The sequence below is a fragment of the Amycolatopsis sp. NPDC049253 genome (assembly GCF_040678995.1).
Taxonomy (GTDB): domain Bacteria; phylum Actinomycetota; class Actinomycetes; order Mycobacteriales; family Pseudonocardiaceae; genus Amycolatopsis.
Genome location: NZ_JBFAQX010000004.1, coordinates 50,259 through 66,253, shown reverse-complemented (window position 1 = coordinate 66,253; position 15,995 = coordinate 50,259). Strand labels below are relative to the sequence as shown.

18 protein-coding genes are annotated in these 15,995 nt (G+C 72.5%); 10 read left to right on the top strand and 8 right to left on the bottom strand.

The annotated features are described in order from the left end of the window. Nucleotides 1–39 precede the first annotated feature (39 nt). Together AB0K15_RS10840 and AB0K15_RS10835 are read left to right on the top strand one after the other, a co-directional pair. Nucleotides 40–819, top strand: a complete 780-nt coding sequence (locus AB0K15_RS10840) for a cyclase family protein (protein WP_364048148.1) — start codon at nucleotides 40–42, stop codon at nucleotides 817–819. Then, entirely contained in the window at nucleotides 816–2,450 is a 1,635-nt protein-coding gene (locus AB0K15_RS10835; protein WP_364048146.1) for a thiamine pyrophosphate-binding protein, read from the top strand. Before AB0K15_RS10840 ends, AB0K15_RS10835 begins: the two co-directional genes overlap by 4 nt. 129 nt (nucleotides 2,451–2,579) lie before the next feature. Here the strand turns inward: AB0K15_RS10835 and AB0K15_RS10830 are convergent, their stop codons facing one another. After that, on the bottom strand, nucleotides 2,580–3,332 hold the full coding sequence (locus AB0K15_RS10830) for an SDR family oxidoreductase (RefSeq protein ID WP_364048144.1): 753 nt from the start codon (nucleotides 3,330–3,332) through the stop codon (nucleotides 2,580–2,582). A 23-nt stretch (nucleotides 3,333–3,355) separates the two neighbouring features. After that, nucleotides 3,356–4,534 carry a cytochrome P450 gene (locus AB0K15_RS10825; RefSeq protein WP_364048142.1) on the bottom strand — a complete coding sequence of 393 codons (1,179 nt, stop codon included), beginning with the start codon at nucleotides 4,532–4,534 and terminating at the stop codon, nucleotides 3,356–3,358. 144 nt (nucleotides 4,535–4,678) lie between these two features. Here AB0K15_RS10825 and lepB point away from each other — a divergent pair, with 144 nt between their 5' ends. Then, nucleotides 4,679–5,596: a signal peptidase I gene (gene lepB / locus AB0K15_RS10820; protein WP_364048140.1), complete on the top strand. Its 918-nt coding sequence runs from the start codon at nucleotides 4,679–4,681 to the stop codon at nucleotides 5,594–5,596. Between the two features lie 49 nt (nucleotides 5,597–5,645). After that, nucleotides 5,646–6,824 carry a hypothetical protein gene (locus AB0K15_RS10815; protein ID WP_364048138.1) on the top strand — a complete coding sequence of 393 codons (1,179 nt, stop codon included), beginning with the start codon at nucleotides 5,646–5,648 and terminating at the stop codon, nucleotides 6,822–6,824. On the opposite strand, the gene AB0K15_RS10810 is transcribed toward AB0K15_RS10815, so the two are convergent. Further along, a complete protein-coding gene (locus AB0K15_RS10810; protein ID WP_364048136.1) occupies nucleotides 6,794–7,372 on the bottom strand; it encodes a helix-turn-helix domain-containing protein in 579 nt (192 codons plus the stop codon). The genes AB0K15_RS10815 and AB0K15_RS10810 overlap by 31 nt on opposite strands. Next, nucleotides 7,369–7,794, bottom strand: coding sequence for a nuclear transport factor 2 family protein (locus tag AB0K15_RS10805; protein ID WP_364048134.1), 426 nt, complete (start codon nucleotides 7,792–7,794; stop codon nucleotides 7,369–7,371). The genes AB0K15_RS10810 and AB0K15_RS10805 overlap by 4 nt, the downstream gene beginning before the upstream one ends. A gap of 203 nt (nucleotides 7,795–7,997) precedes the next feature. Between AB0K15_RS10805 and AB0K15_RS10800 the strand changes: the two genes are divergently transcribed. Beyond that, the gene (locus AB0K15_RS10800; protein ID WP_364048132.1) at nucleotides 7,998–8,495 is read left to right on the top strand and encodes a cupin domain-containing protein; all 498 of its coding nucleotides are present in this window, start codon (nucleotides 7,998–8,000) and stop codon (nucleotides 8,493–8,495) included. Between the two features lie 3 nt (nucleotides 8,496–8,498). Here AB0K15_RS10800 and AB0K15_RS10795 read toward each other — a convergent pair whose 3' ends face one another. Together AB0K15_RS10795 and AB0K15_RS10790 are read right to left on the bottom strand one after the other, a co-directional pair. Next, on the bottom strand, nucleotides 8,499–9,173 hold the full coding sequence (locus AB0K15_RS10795; RefSeq protein ID WP_364048130.1) for a hypothetical protein: 675 nt from the start codon (nucleotides 9,171–9,173) through the stop codon (nucleotides 8,499–8,501). Continuing rightward, entirely contained in the window at nucleotides 9,170–9,679 is a 510-nt protein-coding gene (locus tag AB0K15_RS10790) for a SigE family RNA polymerase sigma factor (RefSeq protein WP_364048128.1), read from the bottom strand. Before AB0K15_RS10790 ends, AB0K15_RS10795 begins: the two co-directional genes overlap by 4 nt. Before the next feature lie 119 nt (nucleotides 9,680–9,798). Between AB0K15_RS10790 and AB0K15_RS10785 the strand changes: the two genes are divergently transcribed. Next, nucleotides 9,799–11,175, top strand: a complete 1,377-nt coding sequence (locus tag AB0K15_RS10785) for a M20 family metallopeptidase (protein WP_364048126.1) — start codon at nucleotides 9,799–9,801, stop codon at nucleotides 11,173–11,175. Between the two features lie 251 nt (nucleotides 11,176–11,426). Next, nucleotides 11,427–11,924: an ATP-binding protein gene (locus tag AB0K15_RS10780; RefSeq protein WP_364048124.1), complete on the top strand. Its 498-nt coding sequence runs from the start codon at nucleotides 11,427–11,429 to the stop codon at nucleotides 11,922–11,924. A gap of 25 nt (nucleotides 11,925–11,949) precedes the next feature. Here the strand turns inward: AB0K15_RS10780 and AB0K15_RS10775 are convergent, their stop codons facing one another. Further along, nucleotides 11,950–12,576 (bottom strand): DsbA family oxidoreductase, encoded by a 627-nt coding sequence (locus tag AB0K15_RS10775; protein ID WP_364048122.1) that lies wholly within the window; start codon nucleotides 12,574–12,576, stop codon nucleotides 11,950–11,952. Nucleotides 12,577–12,778: 202 nt separating this feature from the next. Here AB0K15_RS10775 and AB0K15_RS10770 point away from each other — a divergent pair, with 202 nt between their 5' ends. Genes AB0K15_RS10770 through AB0K15_RS10760 form a run of 3 tightly spaced genes read left to right on the top strand, consistent with a single transcriptional unit; the run spans nucleotide 12,779 to nucleotide 15,124 of the window. After that, on the top strand, nucleotides 12,779–13,576 hold the full coding sequence (locus AB0K15_RS10770) for a DUF3159 domain-containing protein (RefSeq protein ID WP_364048120.1): 798 nt from the start codon (nucleotides 12,779–12,781) through the stop codon (nucleotides 13,574–13,576). Next, nucleotides 13,573–13,926, top strand: coding sequence for a YciI family protein (locus AB0K15_RS10765; protein ID WP_364048118.1), 354 nt, complete (start codon nucleotides 13,573–13,575; stop codon nucleotides 13,924–13,926). The genes AB0K15_RS10770 and AB0K15_RS10765 overlap by 4 nt, the downstream gene beginning before the upstream one ends. Nucleotides 13,927–13,933: 7 nt before the next feature. Then, complete coding sequence (locus AB0K15_RS10760; protein ID WP_364048116.1) at nucleotides 13,934–15,124, top strand: RNA polymerase sigma factor; 1,191 nt, start codon at nucleotides 13,934–13,936, stop codon at nucleotides 15,122–15,124. On the opposite strand, the gene AB0K15_RS10755 is transcribed toward AB0K15_RS10760, so the two are convergent. Further along, nucleotides 15,121–15,975, bottom strand: a complete 855-nt coding sequence (locus tag AB0K15_RS10755; RefSeq protein ID WP_364048114.1) for an EamA family transporter — start codon at nucleotides 15,973–15,975, stop codon at nucleotides 15,121–15,123. The two genes, AB0K15_RS10760 and AB0K15_RS10755, sit on opposite strands and share 4 nt — an antisense overlap. Nucleotides 15,976–15,995 lie beyond the last annotated feature (20 nt).

Sequence of the window (15,995 nt, the reverse complement as noted above, 5' to 3'; positions counted from 1 at the left end):
TCACGGATGGGCAGTTCACCGTCGAGCACTGGAGGACGTATGTCGTTGCTGGCCGAGCTGAGCGCGGCGATCACGGGCGGTGGCATCGAGGTCGTGGACCTCACCGCTCCCCTGACCTCGAGCACCCCGATCCTGCAGCTGCCCGAGCCGTTCGCGAACACGATCCCGTTCCGGCTCGAGGAGATCAGCCGCTACGACGAGCGCGGCCCGCGCTGGTACTGGAACGACATCCACACCGGCGAGCACACCGGCACCCACTTCGACGCGCCGGTCCACTGGCTGTCCGGAAAGGACGGTCTCGACGTCTCCCAGGCGCCGCTGAGCACGCTCGTCGCGCCCGCCGTGGTGCTCGACGCGTCCGCGAAGGCCGAGGGCAACCCGGACTTCCTGCTGTCGGTCGACGACGTGCGCGAGTGGGAGTCCGAGCACGGCGCGCTGCCCGCGGGCGCGTGGCTGCTCTACCGCAGCGGCTGGGACGTGCACTCCGGCGACCAGGACGAGTTCCTCAACGCCGACGAATCCGGCTCGCACACCCCCGGCATCTCGCCGGAGTGCGCCAAGTGGCTCGCCGAGGAGACGCCGATCGCGGGGCTGGGCGTGGAGACGGTCGGCACCGACGCCGGCCAGGCGCCCGGGCTCGACCCGGCCTTCCCGTGCCACGAGCTGCTGCTCGGCGCCGGCAAGTTCGGCCTGACACAGCTGCGCAACCTGGCGAACCTGCCCGCGACCGGTGCCATGCTGGTGATCAGCCCGCTGCCGATCGTCGGCGGCTCGGGCAGCCCGGCCCGGGTGTTCGCGCTCGTCGAGCGTGGCGCGTGAAAGTCGCGGAACTCGTCGGGCGCACGCTCGCCGACCTCGGCGCGGGCATGGCCTTCGGCGTGGTCGGCAGCGGCAACTTCGAGGTGACCAACGCGCTGCGGGCGGCGGGCGTGCGCTTCGTCGCCGCACGGCACGAAGGCGGCGCGGCGAGCATGGCCGACGCGTACGCCCGAATGAGCGGCCAGGTCTCCGTGCTGAGCCTGCACCAGGGCTGCGGCCTGACCAACGCGATCACCGGCATCACCGAGGCCGCGAAGAGCCGCACGCCGATGGTGGTCGTCACCGCCGACGCCGCCGCGGCGGCCGTGCTGTCGAACTTCAAGATCGACCAGGACGCGCTCGGCATCGCGGTGGGCGCGGTGGCCGACCGCGTGCGTTCGGCGGAATCCGCCTTCGCCGACACGATCCGCGCGTTCCGCACCGCGCGGCAGGAGAACCGGACCGTGGTGTTCAGCCTGCCGATCGACCTGCAGCAGCAGGAAGCCCCGACGCCGGGCGAGGTGCCGGACGTGCCCGGGCCCGCGCCGATCCGGCCGGAGACCGCGGCGTCCGGCGAGCTGGCCGAGCTGCTGTCCGAAGCGCGGCGCCCGGTGTTCATCGCCGGCCGCGGCGCCCGCGGTCAGGCGACCGCGTTGCGGGCGCTGGCCGACGTCACCGGCGCTCTGCTGGCGACCTCGGCGGTCGCCAACGGGCTCTTCCACGACGACCCGTGGTCGCTCGGGATCAGCGGCGGCTTCTCGTCTCCGCTGACCGCCGAGCTGATCGCGGACGCGGACCTGGTCGTGGGCTGGGGCTGCGCGCTGAACATGTGGACCACGCGCCACGGCAAGCTGCTCGGGCCGCAAGCGCGGCTCGTGCAGGTGGACCGCGAGCAGGCCGCGCTCGGCGCGCACCGCCCGATCGATCTCGGCGTGGTCGGCGACGTCGCGGCCACGGCCGTCGACGTGCTGGAGCTGCTGGAAGCCCGCGGACACAAGGCCGAGGGCTACCGCGGTCCCGAGGTCGCGGCGCGCCTGGCCGCCGAGGTCCGCTGGAACGACGTGGCGCACCTCGACAACTCGGGCGACGGCCGCATCGACGCGCGCACGCTCAGCGCCCGCCTCGACGAGCTGCTGCCCGCCCGGCGCGTGGTGTCGATCGACTCGGGCAACTTCATGGGTTACCCGAGCGCGTACCTGTCCGTGCCGGACGAGAACGGGTTCTGCTTCACGCAGGCCTACCAGTGTGTCGGGCTCGGGCTGGGCACGGCGATCGGCGCGGCGCTCGCGCGGCCGGACCGGCTGCCCGTGCTCGGCGCCGGCGACGGCGGGTTCCACATGGCGATCTCCGAGCTGGAGACGGCCGTGCGCCTGCGGCTGCCCCTCGTGGTGATCGTCTACAACGACGCCGCGTACGGCGCGGAGGTCCACCACTTCGGCGACGCCGACCTCGACACCGTGCGCTTCCCCGACACGGACCTCGCGGCGATCGCGCGCGGGTTCGGCTGCACCGGCGTCACCGTGCGCTCGCCGGGCGACCTGGCCGCGGTGACGAAGTGGCTCGACGGTCCTCGCGAGACTCCGCTGGTGATCGACGCGAAGGTCTCCGACGACGGCGGTTCGTGGTGGCTCGCGGAAGCGTTCGGGCACTGACGCGATCGGGGCGCTGACGCGGTTCGGGCACTGAGGTTTTCGAGCAATGAGGTTTTCGGGCACTGCGCTTTCGGACACTGCGCTTTTCGGGCACTGGGACCCGGGGCCGGCGCGTTTTCCGGCCCAGGGTCAGTGTTTGCTGCCCGCCCGCGCGGCGATCCGCGTCATCAGCGGGCGGGGCAGCAGCTTCCCGAGCGCCGCCGCGGTCTTGTAGCGCACATCCGGCACGCTCACCGCCTTGCCGCGGCGGAAGTCGCGGATCGCGGCAGCGACGAGGGTCTCCCCGTCCAGCCACAGCGAGTCCGGGATGCCGCTGGTGTCCATTCCGGACCGTTCGTGGAACTCCGTGCGCACCCAGCCGGGGCACAGTGCCATCACGTGCACCCCGCTGCCGCGCACCTGTTCGCGCACGCTGTCGCTGAAGACGACGACCCAGGCCTTCGACGCGCTGTAGGTGCCGCGCGAGAAGAACGCCGCCACCGAGGCCACGTTGATCACTCCCCCGCGCCGGCGCGCCAGCATGCCGGGCAACGCCGCCTTCGTGATCCGCAGGACGGCCTCGCAGTGCACCCGCAGCATGTCCAGCTCGGCGGCCACCTCGGTCTCGAGGAACTCGCCCTGCTGCCCGAACCCGGCGTTGTTCACGACCAGGTCCACCGTGGCCACGCGCTGCTCCACGCGCGCGATCCCGGCATCCGTCGCCAGGTCCGCCACGAGGACCTCGACGGGCACGCCGTGGTCCGCCCGCAGCGAGCGCGCGAACCCCTCGAGCCGGGCCGCGTCCCGCGCGACGAGCACGACCCCGAACCCGTCGGAGGCGAGCCGGCGGGCGAACGCCGCGCCGATTCCGGCTGTCGCGCCGGTGACGAGAGCTTCGGGCATGCGCGGCAGTCTAGGCCGGACACTCACCAGGTCATCGGGAGCCGGGCGATCGACCCGCCCACCTGGTCGCCGAGTTCCGTGCCCAGCATGGGGATCTCGGTGAACGGGACGGTCAGGCGCAAGTCCGGCATCCGCCGCAGCAGAGCGGCGTAGGCGGCGCGCAGCTCGACGCGCGCGAGCGGCGCGCCGATGCAGTGCGACATGCCGTAGCTGAACGCCGGGTGCGGGTTGGGGCGGCGCCCGACGTCGAAGCGCTCGGGATCGGTGAACACGAGGTCGTCGAAGTCGGTCGAGTAGTGGTCGCACAGCACGAGGTCGCCCGCGCGGATCACCACGTCCGCCACGGCGATGTCCTCGGCCGCGTACCGCGGCACGCAGGACTCGGCGACCCGGCCGACGCGCAGCACCTCTTCCACGGCCGGGTCGAGCAGGCGCGGGTCGGCCCGCACGCGGTCGCGCTGGCCGGGGTGCCCGGCGAGCAGCGCGATGCCCGCGCTGAGGTTGCTCGGCGTGACGAGGAACGAAAAGCTCGCGAGGGCGAGCAGGTCCGACACGTCGGCGTCGTCCGGGATCACCGCGCACAGCGTGGACGCGAGGTCGTCGCCCGGGGTGTTTCGCTTGCGGCGCGCGAGCTCGCGCAGGTACTCGTACAGCTCGTCCAGCGCCGCGGCCGCGGCGTGCTCGGCGTCGACCTCGCCGGCGCCGAGGAGAAACGCGAGGAAACCGTCGGGATCGGGCACGCCGACAAGGTCGCACAGGATCCGGAACGACAGCGGCAGTGAGAAGTCGTTGTGCAGGTCGGCCGGGGGTCCGGTGGCGAGCACGACGTCGAGCTGCTCGTCGACCATCGCCGCGACACGGTCGGCCAGGCGCTGCATCTTCCGGCCGGTGAAGTGGGGCACGAGGGCGCTGCGGATGTCGCCGTGGCGTTCGCGGGCCGCGGCCGGCTCGGCGTCGGACACCGCCAGGTCGAACATGGGCGTGCGCACGTACCGCGGCCGGGCGGCCGGATCGGGGTGCGTCTTGCCCAGCCGCGGGTCGAGCAGCAGCTGCCTGAGCTCCGCCAGCCGGGTGACGAGCCAGGCTTCGTCACCGGCCGGCGTCCGCACCCGGGCCACCGGACCGGTGTCGCGCACGGCGCGCAGCATCGGATCCAGCCGGCCCAGCACCAGGTTCCCGCATTTCAGCACCGGTGTGTCCACGGTCGGCTCCTCCGGTCAAGATCACTACACGCTAAGCGCGCGGCACTGCGGGAAACCCCAGTGATCCCCATCAGCGGGACGACACCCCGATCGTGATCGGTGGCGCTGCGGCGGCGGCGAGCCGGAAGTCGGTAGCCTGACCCCGTGGTCGACCCCATCCCCCGCGGTTCCGCCGAGAGTGACCCCGAACGTCCTGATCAGGACGGTGAGGGCGAGTCGTCCGGTTCGGACGGTCGCGGACGCAAGGCGCGCAAGAAACGTCCGTTCTGGCAGGAACTGCCGATCCTGATCGTGATCGCCCTCGTGCTCACGATCCTGATCCAGCAGTTCGTGGCGAAGGTCTTCATGATCCCGTCGCAGTCCATGGAGACCACGCTGCACGGCTGCACGGGGTGCTTCGGTGACCGCGTGGTCGTCGACCGGGTCACCTACGACTTCACCGACCCCTCGCCGGGTGATGTGATCGTGTTCCGCGGGCCGGGTCCGTGGACCGAACACGAGATCGCGCCGCAGGAGCCGAGCAACATCTTCGCGAAGGGCCTGCGTGAGCTCGGCTCGCTCGTCGGCTTCGCGCCGCCGGACGAGCAGGACTTCGTCAAGCGCGTGGTCGCCGTCGGCGGGCAGACGGTGCAGTGCTGCGACCCGCAGGGCCGGGTGATCGTGGACGGCAAGGCGCTCGACGAGCCCTACATCCACTGGAGCGACCCGAACAACCCGGCACAGCAATCGTTCGCCCCGGTCACGGTGCCGCAGGGCAGCCTCTGGGTCATGGGCGACAACCGCAACGACTCGTGCGACTCCCGCTGCCAGGGCGACGGCGGGGTCAACGGCACGGTGCCGGTCGACGACGTGATCGGCAAGGCGCGCTTCATCGTCCTGCCACCGTCGCGCTGGGGCGGGGTGAGCGACTTCGACGCGCAGGACTCGGCGACACCGGTGGCGCTCGGCGCTCCGGCGTGGCAGCAGGGGCTGCCGCTCGGCGTCGGCACGGCGCTGTCGGTGCCCACGTTGATCGTCGGCCGGCGCACACGAGACGCACTGCGCAAGCGCCGCCGCGGCTGACCGCGTTCCGCCAGGAGAGTTCACGCGGGTCCCGTTAAGGTCACCCGACGTGGACATCACGCGCGAACGCTACGACCGCGAAGCCGCCGAGCAGTGGTTCCGGCGGCGCGGCCTGCCGTCGGTGGTGCGGGGACGCCCGGCGCACCTGCTGGTGCGGATCGTGCCCGCCGAGGTGTTCGTGGTGCTCGGGCTGCTGTTCACCACGGCGACATCGGTGCTCGACGGCGGCAGCGACGACGAGTTCGCGCGCCGGATGGACCAGACCTGGTTCGCGCTGCTCTACCTGGCCGTGCTCCTCGCGTACGTGGTGGTGCCGTCGGCCGGCGCGTGGCTCGCCGCGCGCTGGGTCCGGCGGCGTGTGCCGGCGCGCCGGGGCACGCCCGTCGCGCTCGGGGTCGCCGCGGTGTTCCTGGTGCTCAACCCGATCGTCGACGCCGCGGCCCCGCCGCACGACTCGCTGCCGGTCGGGGTGCTGGAGCAGCTCGGGCTGCTGGTGGTGCTGCTCGTCACGGCGTTCTTCGGCGGCGGGTCCATCCTCGGCTGGGCGCTGCGGGCCGCGTTCCGCCAGCTCGGCCGCCTCGGTGACCTCACGTCGCGCGCGCTGCCGCTGCTCCTGCTGTTCACGGTGTTCGGCTTCTTCACCACCGAGATCTGGCAGGTGACCGCTGACCTCACGAGGCACCGGATCTGGCTCGTCGTCGGGCTGTTCTCGGTGGTGGCGGTGCTGTTCCTCGTGTCCACGCTGTCGGACGAGGTCCGGTCACTGACCAAGGCGGAGCAGCCCGCCGAACCGGACACGCTGGACGGGACCCCGTTCGCGTCGTGCACCGATCCCGCGCCCGAGCGGGTGCCGCTGACCAAGCTGGAGCGGGCGAACATGGTGCTCGTCCTGCTGCTGACACAGATCCTGCAGACGCTCGTGCTGTCGGTGCTCACCTTCGTGTTCTTCGTGGCGTTCGGCGTGATCACGGTCCGCGCGCCCGTGATCAAGTCGTGGGTCGGGCACGATCCGACACCGGGCACGTTGTTCGGGATCCAGGTGCCGATCGCCAACGAGCTGCTGCAGGTGTCGTTGTTCATCGCCGCGTTCTCCGCGCTGTACTTCGCGGCCGGCGCGGTCACGGACTCGACGTACCGCAGCTCGTTCTTCGAGCCGCTCGTGCGGCACCTGGGCACGAGCCTCACGGCCCGCGACCACTACCTCGCGCGCTTGCCCGTGCGCGGCTGAGCCCGCAGCCCGTCCACCACGAGGAGCAGCAGGCGGTCCGGCAGCTTCGGGTCGTCCGGCGTTTCGTCGGCTGCCTGGCCGATGGCGCCGGCGAGGCGCAGCAGGTCGGCGATCGTCGTGTCCTTGCGGGCCTCCCCCGCCTTCTGCGCTCGGCCGAGCAGCATTTTCCCGGCCTGCTCAACAGGAATCCGCGCCGCGGCGAGTGTCGCGTTCGGACGGTCCCGGCCCGTCGCCGCCGCGATGGCCTGCCACGCGCGGTGGCGGTCGACCACGGCTCGCAGCCAGGTGGTCAGCGCGGCCCCCGCGTCGTCGGCGCGCGCCAGCTCCCGGCCGAGGTCGAGCAGCGCGGCCACCTCGCCCTGGAACACCGCGTCGAGCAGGTCTTCGCGGCGCGGGAAGTGGCGGTACAGCGTGCCGATCCCGACGCCGGCCCGGCGCGCGATCTCCTCGAGCGACGCGCCCGTGCCGTGGGCGAGGAACGCCGCCCTAGCCTCGGCGACGAGCCGTTCGCGGTTGCGGCGGGCGTCGGCGCGCAGCGGGCGGCTCACGCGGCTTTGAGGTGGTGGCTGAGGTCCCCGGCCAGTGCCACGTGCGGACGCCGTTCGACGAAGTGCCACACGCCGTCCGAACGTGCGAAGCGGTCGTCGTAGTGGCCCGACGCGATGGCCTGCAGCGCCAGCCCGGGCACGGCCTGCAGCGCGGTCCAGTAGCTGTGGGCCGTGGCGGTGCCGGCGGCCTCGTCGACGTGGACGCGCACGTTGCTGGTCAGGTGGCGGGTGCGCGGGGTGCCGTCGGGGTAGAGCACGAGCGTGTCGTGGAAGTACCGCTCGACGGCTTCGCGCCCCGTTACCGGGGCACCACCCGTGAAGGTGCCGCGGGCGAACAGCTCGCCGACCGCGGCGAAGTTCCCGGAGTCGACGTGCGCGGCGTAGGTGAAGATCAGGTTCTCGATGGCGTGGCGTGCGGACATCGGTCGCTCCCGGCGTGTAAGAGGAGGGTTGCCTCCGTTCCACTATACGGAGGTAGGCCTCCTGTTCGCCAGCGGTGTCCCGGTCACGGAAAACCGTTGGCGCACTGGGGGAATTCACGGCACTGGGGCCGGCCGGGCCGTGGTAGGTTCGCCGCGGATCCGGCGCCGCCGCGATCCCACGACGGACTTCCTGGGGGCTTCGCATGTCCATCGTCATCCCCAGCTTCGACGACTCAGTGATCGTGCGGTCGGGCGACGCCGAGGTCATCGGCCGCGCACCCACGACCGTCAAGCTGCTCGCCGACAGCAGCTCCACGGGCGGCGCCCTGTCGACCATCCAGGTCGAGCTCAAGGACGGCGCCAACGGCGCGGCGCCCCACCACCACGCCGGCTCGGCCGAACTGTTCTACGTCCTCGGCGGCACCGTCCAGGTCCTCTCGGGCGACACCGTCGTCACCGCCGACCGCGGCGACCTCGTCGTCGTGCCGCCCAACCTCACCCACGCCTTCGCCGCCGCACCGGGCGAATACGCCGACCTGCTCATCGTCATCGCCCCGGGCGTCGAACGCTTCGAGTACTTCCGCCACCTCGAGCGCATCGCCTACGGCAAAGCGGCCCCCGAGAGCCTCCTCGAGGTCCAGGAAATCTACGACACGTACTTCAGCGCGAGCCCGGCTTGGGAAGCGGCGCGGACGGTCTGAGTCTCACTTCGGCAATGAATCTCCCACCGCGCTGTACGCGTTCATCGGCACCGTCGCGATGCCGCCCAGGACGGTGGTGTCGCGGCGGGGGAACCAGAACACCGTGACCGCCAGTGCCCCGACGCGCTGTGTGTCGGCGCTGTACATCAGGCCGTCCACCTGCGCGGTGATGCGGGTGGCCGGGCCGGAGTAGTAGCCGTAGAGGGGCACGTCCTGGCCCGGGCGGCCCGCGGTGAGCGCGTGGAAGCCGGGTGAGTTCGCGCGGGAGCCGGTGGCGAGCTCGGCGGTGATGCCGCCGTCGCCTGTGCGGTGGCCCAGCACCAGCTGGTACGGCGAGGCGTCGGGTCCGGCCGGGGTGTGTTCGAAGAACAGCACCACCTCGCCTTCCGGGTCGACGGTCTTGGTGCCGACGACCTCGCCGATCGGGGCCGCCGTGCGTCGTTCGGGCTGGGCGGCGGTGACGGCCAGCGTGGTCACCGCGGGCGAGCCGGGCGTCCGCAGCAGCTGCGCGCCCGCGACGGCGCCGACCAGGACGACCACCGTCGCGGCGGCGGCCGGAAGCCGGCGCAGGCGGCGGCGACGGCGTCCGCGGCGCATCACGCCGGCGAGGTCCACGGTCGTGAACTCCACGGCGGGCCGCTCCGCCAGCACCCCGCGCAGCTCTTCGAGATCCGTCACGACGCCTGCCCCGCCGCGCACGAGTGCCGCTCGGCGGCCGTGACGCGCATCTTCGCCAGCGCGCGCGAGTTGGTGCTCTTCACAGTGCCCAGCGACACCTTCAGCTCGGCCGCGACGTCGGCCTCCGACAGGTCCCAGAAGTGCCGCAGCACCACGATCGCGCGTTCCCGCGCGCTCAGCGGCGCCAGCGCCCGCATGAGCCACTCCTGGTCGGCGACGCCGGCGGTGAAGTCGCGTTCGACGGCGCGCTCGGGCACGTCCTCGGTGGCCTGCTCGCGGTACGGGCGGCGCCAGCGGTCGATCACGTGGTTGGCCAGCACCTTGCGCGCGTAGGCGAACGGGTCCTGCCTGCGGATCCGCGGCCAGGACGTGTAGGTGCGCACCAGCGCGGTCTGGACGTCGTCCTCCGCCTGGTGCCGGTCGCCGGTCAGCAGGTAGGCCGCGTGCAGCAGCCGCGGCGAGACCGCGCGGACGAACTCCGCGAACTCGCTGTCACCTCGGGCCATGCCGGTCCTCGCGCGCGTACATGACCGGTCAGACGAGCGGAACCGCGAAAAGGTTGAGTCCATTTTCCTCGGGGCCGGGTGCTACAACGGACCCGGCGTCCCCGACCGGAAGGTGCTCGATGCAGCGCGCGGACACGATCGACCAGGCCCTTGAGCGGTTCGACTCCGGCGAGCTCTTCGCCGAGCTCGCCCGCCGCGTGGCGTACCGGACCGAGAGCAATCTCACCGACGGGCACCCGCGGCTGCGCGCGTACCTCACCGACGAGGTGGCCCCGGCGCTCGAAGCCCTCGGCTGCCGCACCCGCGTGGCCGAGAACCCCGTCGCGCCCGAGTGCCCGCTGCTGGTGGCGAGCCGCCACGAGTCCGCCGACCGCCCCACGGTGCTGCTCTACGGCCACGGAGACGTCGTCAACGGCGAAGCACCCCGCTGGCGCGAGGGCCTCGACCCGTGGACCCTGATCGCCGAGGGCGAACGCTGGTACGGCCGCGGGTCGGCCGACAACAAGGGCCAGCACACGCTCAACCTCGTCGCCCTGCGCGAGGTGTTGCGCGCCCGCGGGCAGCTCGGGTTCAACCTCGTCGTGCTCGTCGAGACCGGTGAGGAACGCGGCTCCCCCGGCCTCGTCGAGGTGTGCGGCGAACTGCGGGACGAACTGCGCGCCGACGTGCTGATCGCCTCCGACGGCCCGCGCGTGCGCGCCGACCTCCCGACACTGTTCCTCGGCTCGCGCGGCGTCACGCAGTTCACGCTCACCGCGGACCTCCGCCCGCGTGATCACCACTCCGGCAACTGGGGTGGTGTGCTCCGCAACGCGGCCACCACGCTGGCCGCGGCGATCACGTCCCTTGTGGACGGCCGCGGCCGGATTCTGGTGCCAGGCCTGCGGCCCCCGGCGATCCCGGTGTCCGTGCGCGAGGCGCTGGCCACCGTGCCGGTCGGCGGCGGCGCGGACGACCCGGCCGTCGACGAGGACTGGGGCGAGCCGGATCTCACGCCGGCGGAACGGCTGTTCGGCTGGAACACCGTGGAGGTCCTGGCCTTCCTCGCCGGCACGCCCGCGTCACCGGTGAACGCCATCCCGGGCCGCGCGGAGGCGACGCTGCAGCTGCGGTCGGTGGTGGGCACCGACCTCGCCGGACTCGAGCCGGCCCTGCGCAACCACCTGGCGGAGCACGGTTTCCCGATGGTCGACGTCGCGGTCACCGAGAGCCGGCCGCCGACGCGCACGGATCCCGATCACCCCTGGGTGCGCTGGGCCGCCGGCTCCGTCGCCCGCACCACGGGCCGCGCGCCCGTGCTGCTGCCCAACCTCGGCGGCACGATCCCCAACGACGCGTTCGCGGAAGTCCTGGGCATGCCGACGATCTGGCTCCCCCACTCGTACCCGGCCTGCGCCCAGCACGCCCCCGACGAGCACCTGCTCGCGCCCCTGGCGCGCGAGGCCGTCGCGATCATGACGGGCCTCTACTGGGATCTGGGCGAAAAGGACATCTGAGCAGATCTCGCCGCTTCGTCGGCCGCCGGGCGAACCGCGGCCCGATCACGAGGAACACACGTGGTTTGCGGCCTTCGCGGCCGGCACCCCGAAGCCGTGACCTGGGGCGTTCACCCAGCGAATCCGGATGCGTGAGGCGTGCGGACACGCACATCGACCTCCCGTCGCGAACCGGCGGGAGGTCGATGGCATGATGCCCCAACCGGTCCCGCCCGCGGAGGGCGGCAGTGAGCCGACGAGGAAGGTGAGGCTTGAGCACGCGCACCACCCAGGTGGACGATCTCCGACTGGTGGCTCAGCCCAGTGCGGTTCCGTGCACCGAGCTGTTCGTCCGCCTGATCCTGACCGACTGGTCGCTCCTGCCGATGCTGGACCAGGTCACCGCCACCACGTCGCGGCTCGTCGGCGACATCGTGGACCAGAGCAGCGCCGGCGCCCCCGCGTTCATCACCGTGCGCCTGCAGCTGCGCGGCGAGGTGCTGGTGGTCGAGATCGAGGACGACCTCGTCGGCCCGAACCCGCCGCGGACCGCGCCCGGCGAGCGGATCGGCGTCGAGCCCCTGCGCAACGGCCGCCTCACGTGGTGCGAGATGCCGCTGCCCGGCGGCATGACGGCGGGCCAGGTCCGCCTGCCGCGCCGCCAGGAACGCCGCACCCTCGTGGACGAGCCCGTGTCGGGCGCGCCGGTCGCCGCCGACCCGGAAGTGCTGGAACGGCTGCTCGACCGGCTCAGCGGCTGGTCCGGCTGAGCCGGTCGTCCACAGTGGACTCCGGTTACGCCGCGCGCTCGCTCCACGCGCGCTCGAGCGCCTGCGCGAACACCTCGGTGGCCTGACCACCCGCGACGCCGAAGCGCCGGTCCAGCACGAAGAACGGCACCCCGGTCGCGCCGAGCTGCGCCGCTTCCCGCTCCTCCGCGCGCACCGCGTCCGCGTAGGCCGCCGGATCGGCCAGTACGCGGCTCGCGTCGTCGCGGTCCAGGCCGGCTTCCACCGCCACGTCGAGGAGCGTGTCCCCGGTGAACAGCGGGCGTGCCTCGGCGAAGTTGGCCTTGAACAACGCGTCCACCATCGCGCGTTCCAGCCCGCGCTCGCGCGCGAGGTGCATCAGCCGGTGGGCGTCGAAGGTGTTGCCGATCTCCCGGTCCGACCGGTACCCGAGCCCGACCTCCGCGACGAGGCCGGCGAGGCGCTCCTCCATCTGCACCGCCTGTGGCCCGTACCTCGCGGTCAGCATCTCCTGCAACGGCTCCACCGTGTCGCGCGACGGGTCCAGCTCGAACGACCGGAACGTCACCTCCACCTCGTCCCGGTGCTCGAATCCCTCCAGCGCCGCCTCGAACCGCGCCTTCCCGAGGTAGCACCACGGGCAGATGACATCGCTCCAGATTTCCACGTGCATGCCCCCAGCCTAAGGACCGCGCAGGTGATCCAGAAGTACACACTCTCAGGTAAGCGGCCCTTTCCTGCGCGGCGGGGCAGCCGGGCGCGACAGGTGTGGGACGGCTCACCGCGGCGGGCCCACGCAGGGTGACCGCCCGGACCACCCGGCCGTGGGCCCAAGCTAGGAGTTTGCCTAGTTCCCGCCCGTTTCAATCGAACGTGTGGAGCGACCTGGGACGAAGACCGAAGCCCGGCGGGACGACGCCGGGTCCGCCTCCGAGTCACGGCCGCGCACGGCGTGGGAGCGGACGGGCGGGCTCGCGGGCCTGCTCGTGTCGTCGCTGCCTTCGCTGGTGTTCGTGATCGTGAACTCCTTCGCGGGGCTCATCCCGGGGATCGTGAGCTCCGTGGCGTCCGGCGTGCTGTTCGTGGTGCTCGCGGTGGTGTTGAAGAAGCCGTTGCAGCCGGCGGTGTCGAGCTTCGTCGGGGTGGCCATCACGTCGCTGATCGCGTTCCTCACAGGCTCGGCGAAGGGCTACTTCCTGTCCGACATCTGGTTCAGCCTCGCGAGTTTCGTGGTGCTGGCGGTGTCGATCGTCGTGCGCCGGCCCCTGGTCGGCGTGGTGTGGAGCCTGGTCAACAGCGAGAAGATGACCTGGCTCGCCGACCGGCGCTCGCGGCTGGGCTACGACCTGGCCACGGCCACGGCGACGCTGGTGTTCGCGTCGCGGTTCGTGGTGCAGCAGTACCTCTACGCCCAGGACCGCACGGGCTGGCTCGCGTTCGCCAAGATCGCGATGGGCAACCCGCTCACCGGCCTCGCGTTCGGCGCCGCCGCGTGGGCGATCCACTACGCGAGCAAACGCGAGAAGCTCCTCGCCGACGCGTGGGCCCGGCCGCAACACGGCAAAAGCGAGAAGTTTCGCCCTTCGTGGTGTCGAATGGCGTCGAGCCCGTTCGTGGGCAGGGTGAGGGACCGGCGAACGGGCCGGTCGCCCGAGCGAAGGAGCCCGCCGTGAAGCAGTACCTGCTCGCCGTCCAGCTCGACGAGAGCAAGCCGGACCCCGAGGAAGACTTCGAGCCGATGCTGGCCCGGACCGGCAAGGTCACCGACGACATGAAGGCCGCCGGGGTGTGGGTGTTCGTCGGCGGCCTGGAGCCCTCGCACGCGTCCACGGTCGTGCGCCCCGGCGACGGCACGGTCACGATCACCGACGGCCCGTTCGCCGAGACGAAGGAGCAACTCGGCGGGTTCTGGGTCATCCGGTGCGACGACCTCGACCAGGCGCTGGCGTGGGCCGAGAAGTGCTCGCTGGCCTGCGGGCAGGCGATCGAGGTGCGCCCGTTCGGCGAAATCCCGCAGCGCTGAGGCGCCGGTGGACCTCGACAGCGTCTACCGCGCGGAGTACGGCCCGTGCGTGGCCACGCTGACGCGTCTCCTCGGCGACATCGGGCTCGCCGAGGAGGCCGTGCAGGACGCGTTCGCGGTGGCGGTCACCAAATGGGCCGGCGGGCTGCCGCCCAACCCCGGCGGCTGGATCGTGACCACCGCCCGCAACCGCGCCATCGACCGCCTGCGCCGTGAGTCCACGCGCGAGGCGCGCCACGCGCAGGCGCTGCTGCTGAACCAGCCCGACGACCCGGCGGAGGTGGGGCCCGTGCGCGACGACCAGCTCCGCCTGATCTTCACCTGCTGCCACCCGGCGCTGTCGCCGCTCGCGCAGACCGCGCTCACCTTGCGGCTGCTCGGCGGGCTGGAGGTGCCGGAGATCGCGCGCGCCTACCTCGTGCCGGAGGCGACCGTCGCCCAGCGGATCGTGCGCGCCAAGAGGAAGATCCGCGACGCGGGCATCCCCTACCGGGTGCCTGGCGAATCCGACCTGCCCGACCGGCTGCCGCCCGTGCTCACCGTGCTCTACCTGGTTTTCAACGAGGGCTACACGTCGACGTCGGGCGAGCTGGTGCGGACGGACCTGTGCCGGGAAGCCCTCCGCCTGGCGCGGGCGCTCGCCGAGCTGATGCCGGACGAGCCGGAGGTACTCGGGCTGCTGGCGCTGCTCCTGCTCACCGAAGCCCGCCGGCCGGCGCGCGTCGGCCCCTCCGGTGAGCTGGTGGTGCTCGCGGAGCAGGACCGGTCGCGGTGGAACCGCGAGCTGATCGCCGAGGGACACGAGCTCGTGCGCCGCTGCCTGCGCCGGGGACAGCCAGGTCCGTACCAGCTGCAGGCCGCGATCAACGCCGTGCACACGGACGGGCCGGCCACCGACTGGACGCAGGTCCTGGCGCTCTACGACCAGCTCCTGCAGCACTCCCCCACCCCGGTCGTCGCGCTCAACCGGGCGGTCGCCGTCGCCGAGGTGCACGGTCCGGCTGCGGCGCTGGCCGTCGTGGACGAGCTGGACCTGCCGGGGTACCACCTGCTGCCGGCCACCCGGGCCGACCTGCTCACCCGGCTGGGCCGGATCGCGGAAGCCCTCGTCGCCTACGACGAGGCGATCAGCCTGGCCGGCAACGACACCGAACGCGCCTTCCTGCGGACGCGCCGGGGACGCCTGGCCGGAACCTAAGGCGCCGCAACGGGTTCCCGCGCGCCCGTGCGTTCGGCACCGATGCCCGCGACCACCACGAACAGCACTCCCGCGGCCGCGGCGAGGTCGGGCACCTGGTGGAGCACGAGCAGCCCGATGGTCATCGCGATCGCGGGTTCGAGGCTCATGAGCGTGCCGAAGGCCGACGCCGTGAGCCGCCGCAGCGCGAGCATCTCGAAGCTGAACGGCACCACCGGCAGCAGGATCGCGAGTCCCAGCCCGGCGAGCAGCAGCTCCCACGACAGGTGCCCGAACACCGCCGGCCCCTGCACCAGCGTGGCCACGAGCGCCGCCACCGGCATGGACACCGCGAGGCCGCGCACCCCCGACACCTCGTCACCGACGCGCTGCGTCAGCAGGATGTAGGTGGCCCAGCAGACCGCCGACGCGAGGGCGTAGCCGACGCCGAGCAGGTCCGCCCCGCCCTCCCAGGGTTCGGTCAGCAGCAGCACGCCGATCGCGGCGAGCACGGGCCACAGGCGTTTGCCGCCGCGCCCGCGCGTGATCGCGACCGTGAGCGGGCCGAGGAACTCCAGCGCGCTCGCGGTGCCCAGCGGCAGCCGCGAGACGGCGGCCATGAACAGCATCGTCATGCCGGCGGTGACGACGCCCAGCACCACGCACGCGAGCAGCGACGAACGGCTGAACGAAGACGGGCGCGGGCGGACCAGCACGAGCAGCAGCACCCCGGCCCAGGCGAGCCGCAGCCAGGCGGCGCCCTCGGGCCCGACGCGGTCGAACAGGCCGATGGACAGGGCCAGGCCCAGCTGCACGCAGAGCATCGCGGCGACGGCGAGTGCCGCCCCGGTGCGGGTGGAGGAGGAGAGCACGCGTCCAGGAGAACCGACGC

What these genes read in the sequence shown, in the direction of transcription:
- AB0K15_RS10840 (WP_364048148.1), top strand. Translation starts at nt 40, where the DNA reads ATGTCGTTGCTGGCCGAGCTGAGCGCGGCGATCACGGGCGGTGGCATC.
- AB0K15_RS10830 (WP_364048144.1), bottom strand. Translation starts at nt 3,332, where the DNA reads ATGCCCGAAGCTCTCGTCACCGGCGCGACAGCCGGAATCGGCGCGGCG.
- AB0K15_RS10805 (WP_364048134.1), bottom strand. Translation starts at nt 7,794, where the DNA reads ATGTCCGCACGCCACGCCATCGAGAACCTGATCTTCACCTACGCCGCG.
- AB0K15_RS10800 (WP_364048132.1), top strand. Translation starts at nt 7,998, where the DNA reads ATGTCCATCGTCATCCCCAGCTTCGACGACTCAGTGATCGTGCGGTCG.
- AB0K15_RS10790 (WP_364048128.1), bottom strand. Translation starts at nt 9,679, where the DNA reads ATGGCCCGAGGTGACAGCGAGTTCGCGGAGTTCGTCCGCGCGGTCTCG.
- AB0K15_RS10785 (WP_364048126.1), top strand. Translation starts at nt 9,799, where the DNA reads ATGCAGCGCGCGGACACGATCGACCAGGCCCTTGAGCGGTTCGACTCC.
- AB0K15_RS10775 (WP_364048122.1), bottom strand. Translation starts at nt 12,576, where the DNA reads ATGCACGTGGAAATCTGGAGCGATGTCATCTGCCCGTGGTGCTACCTC.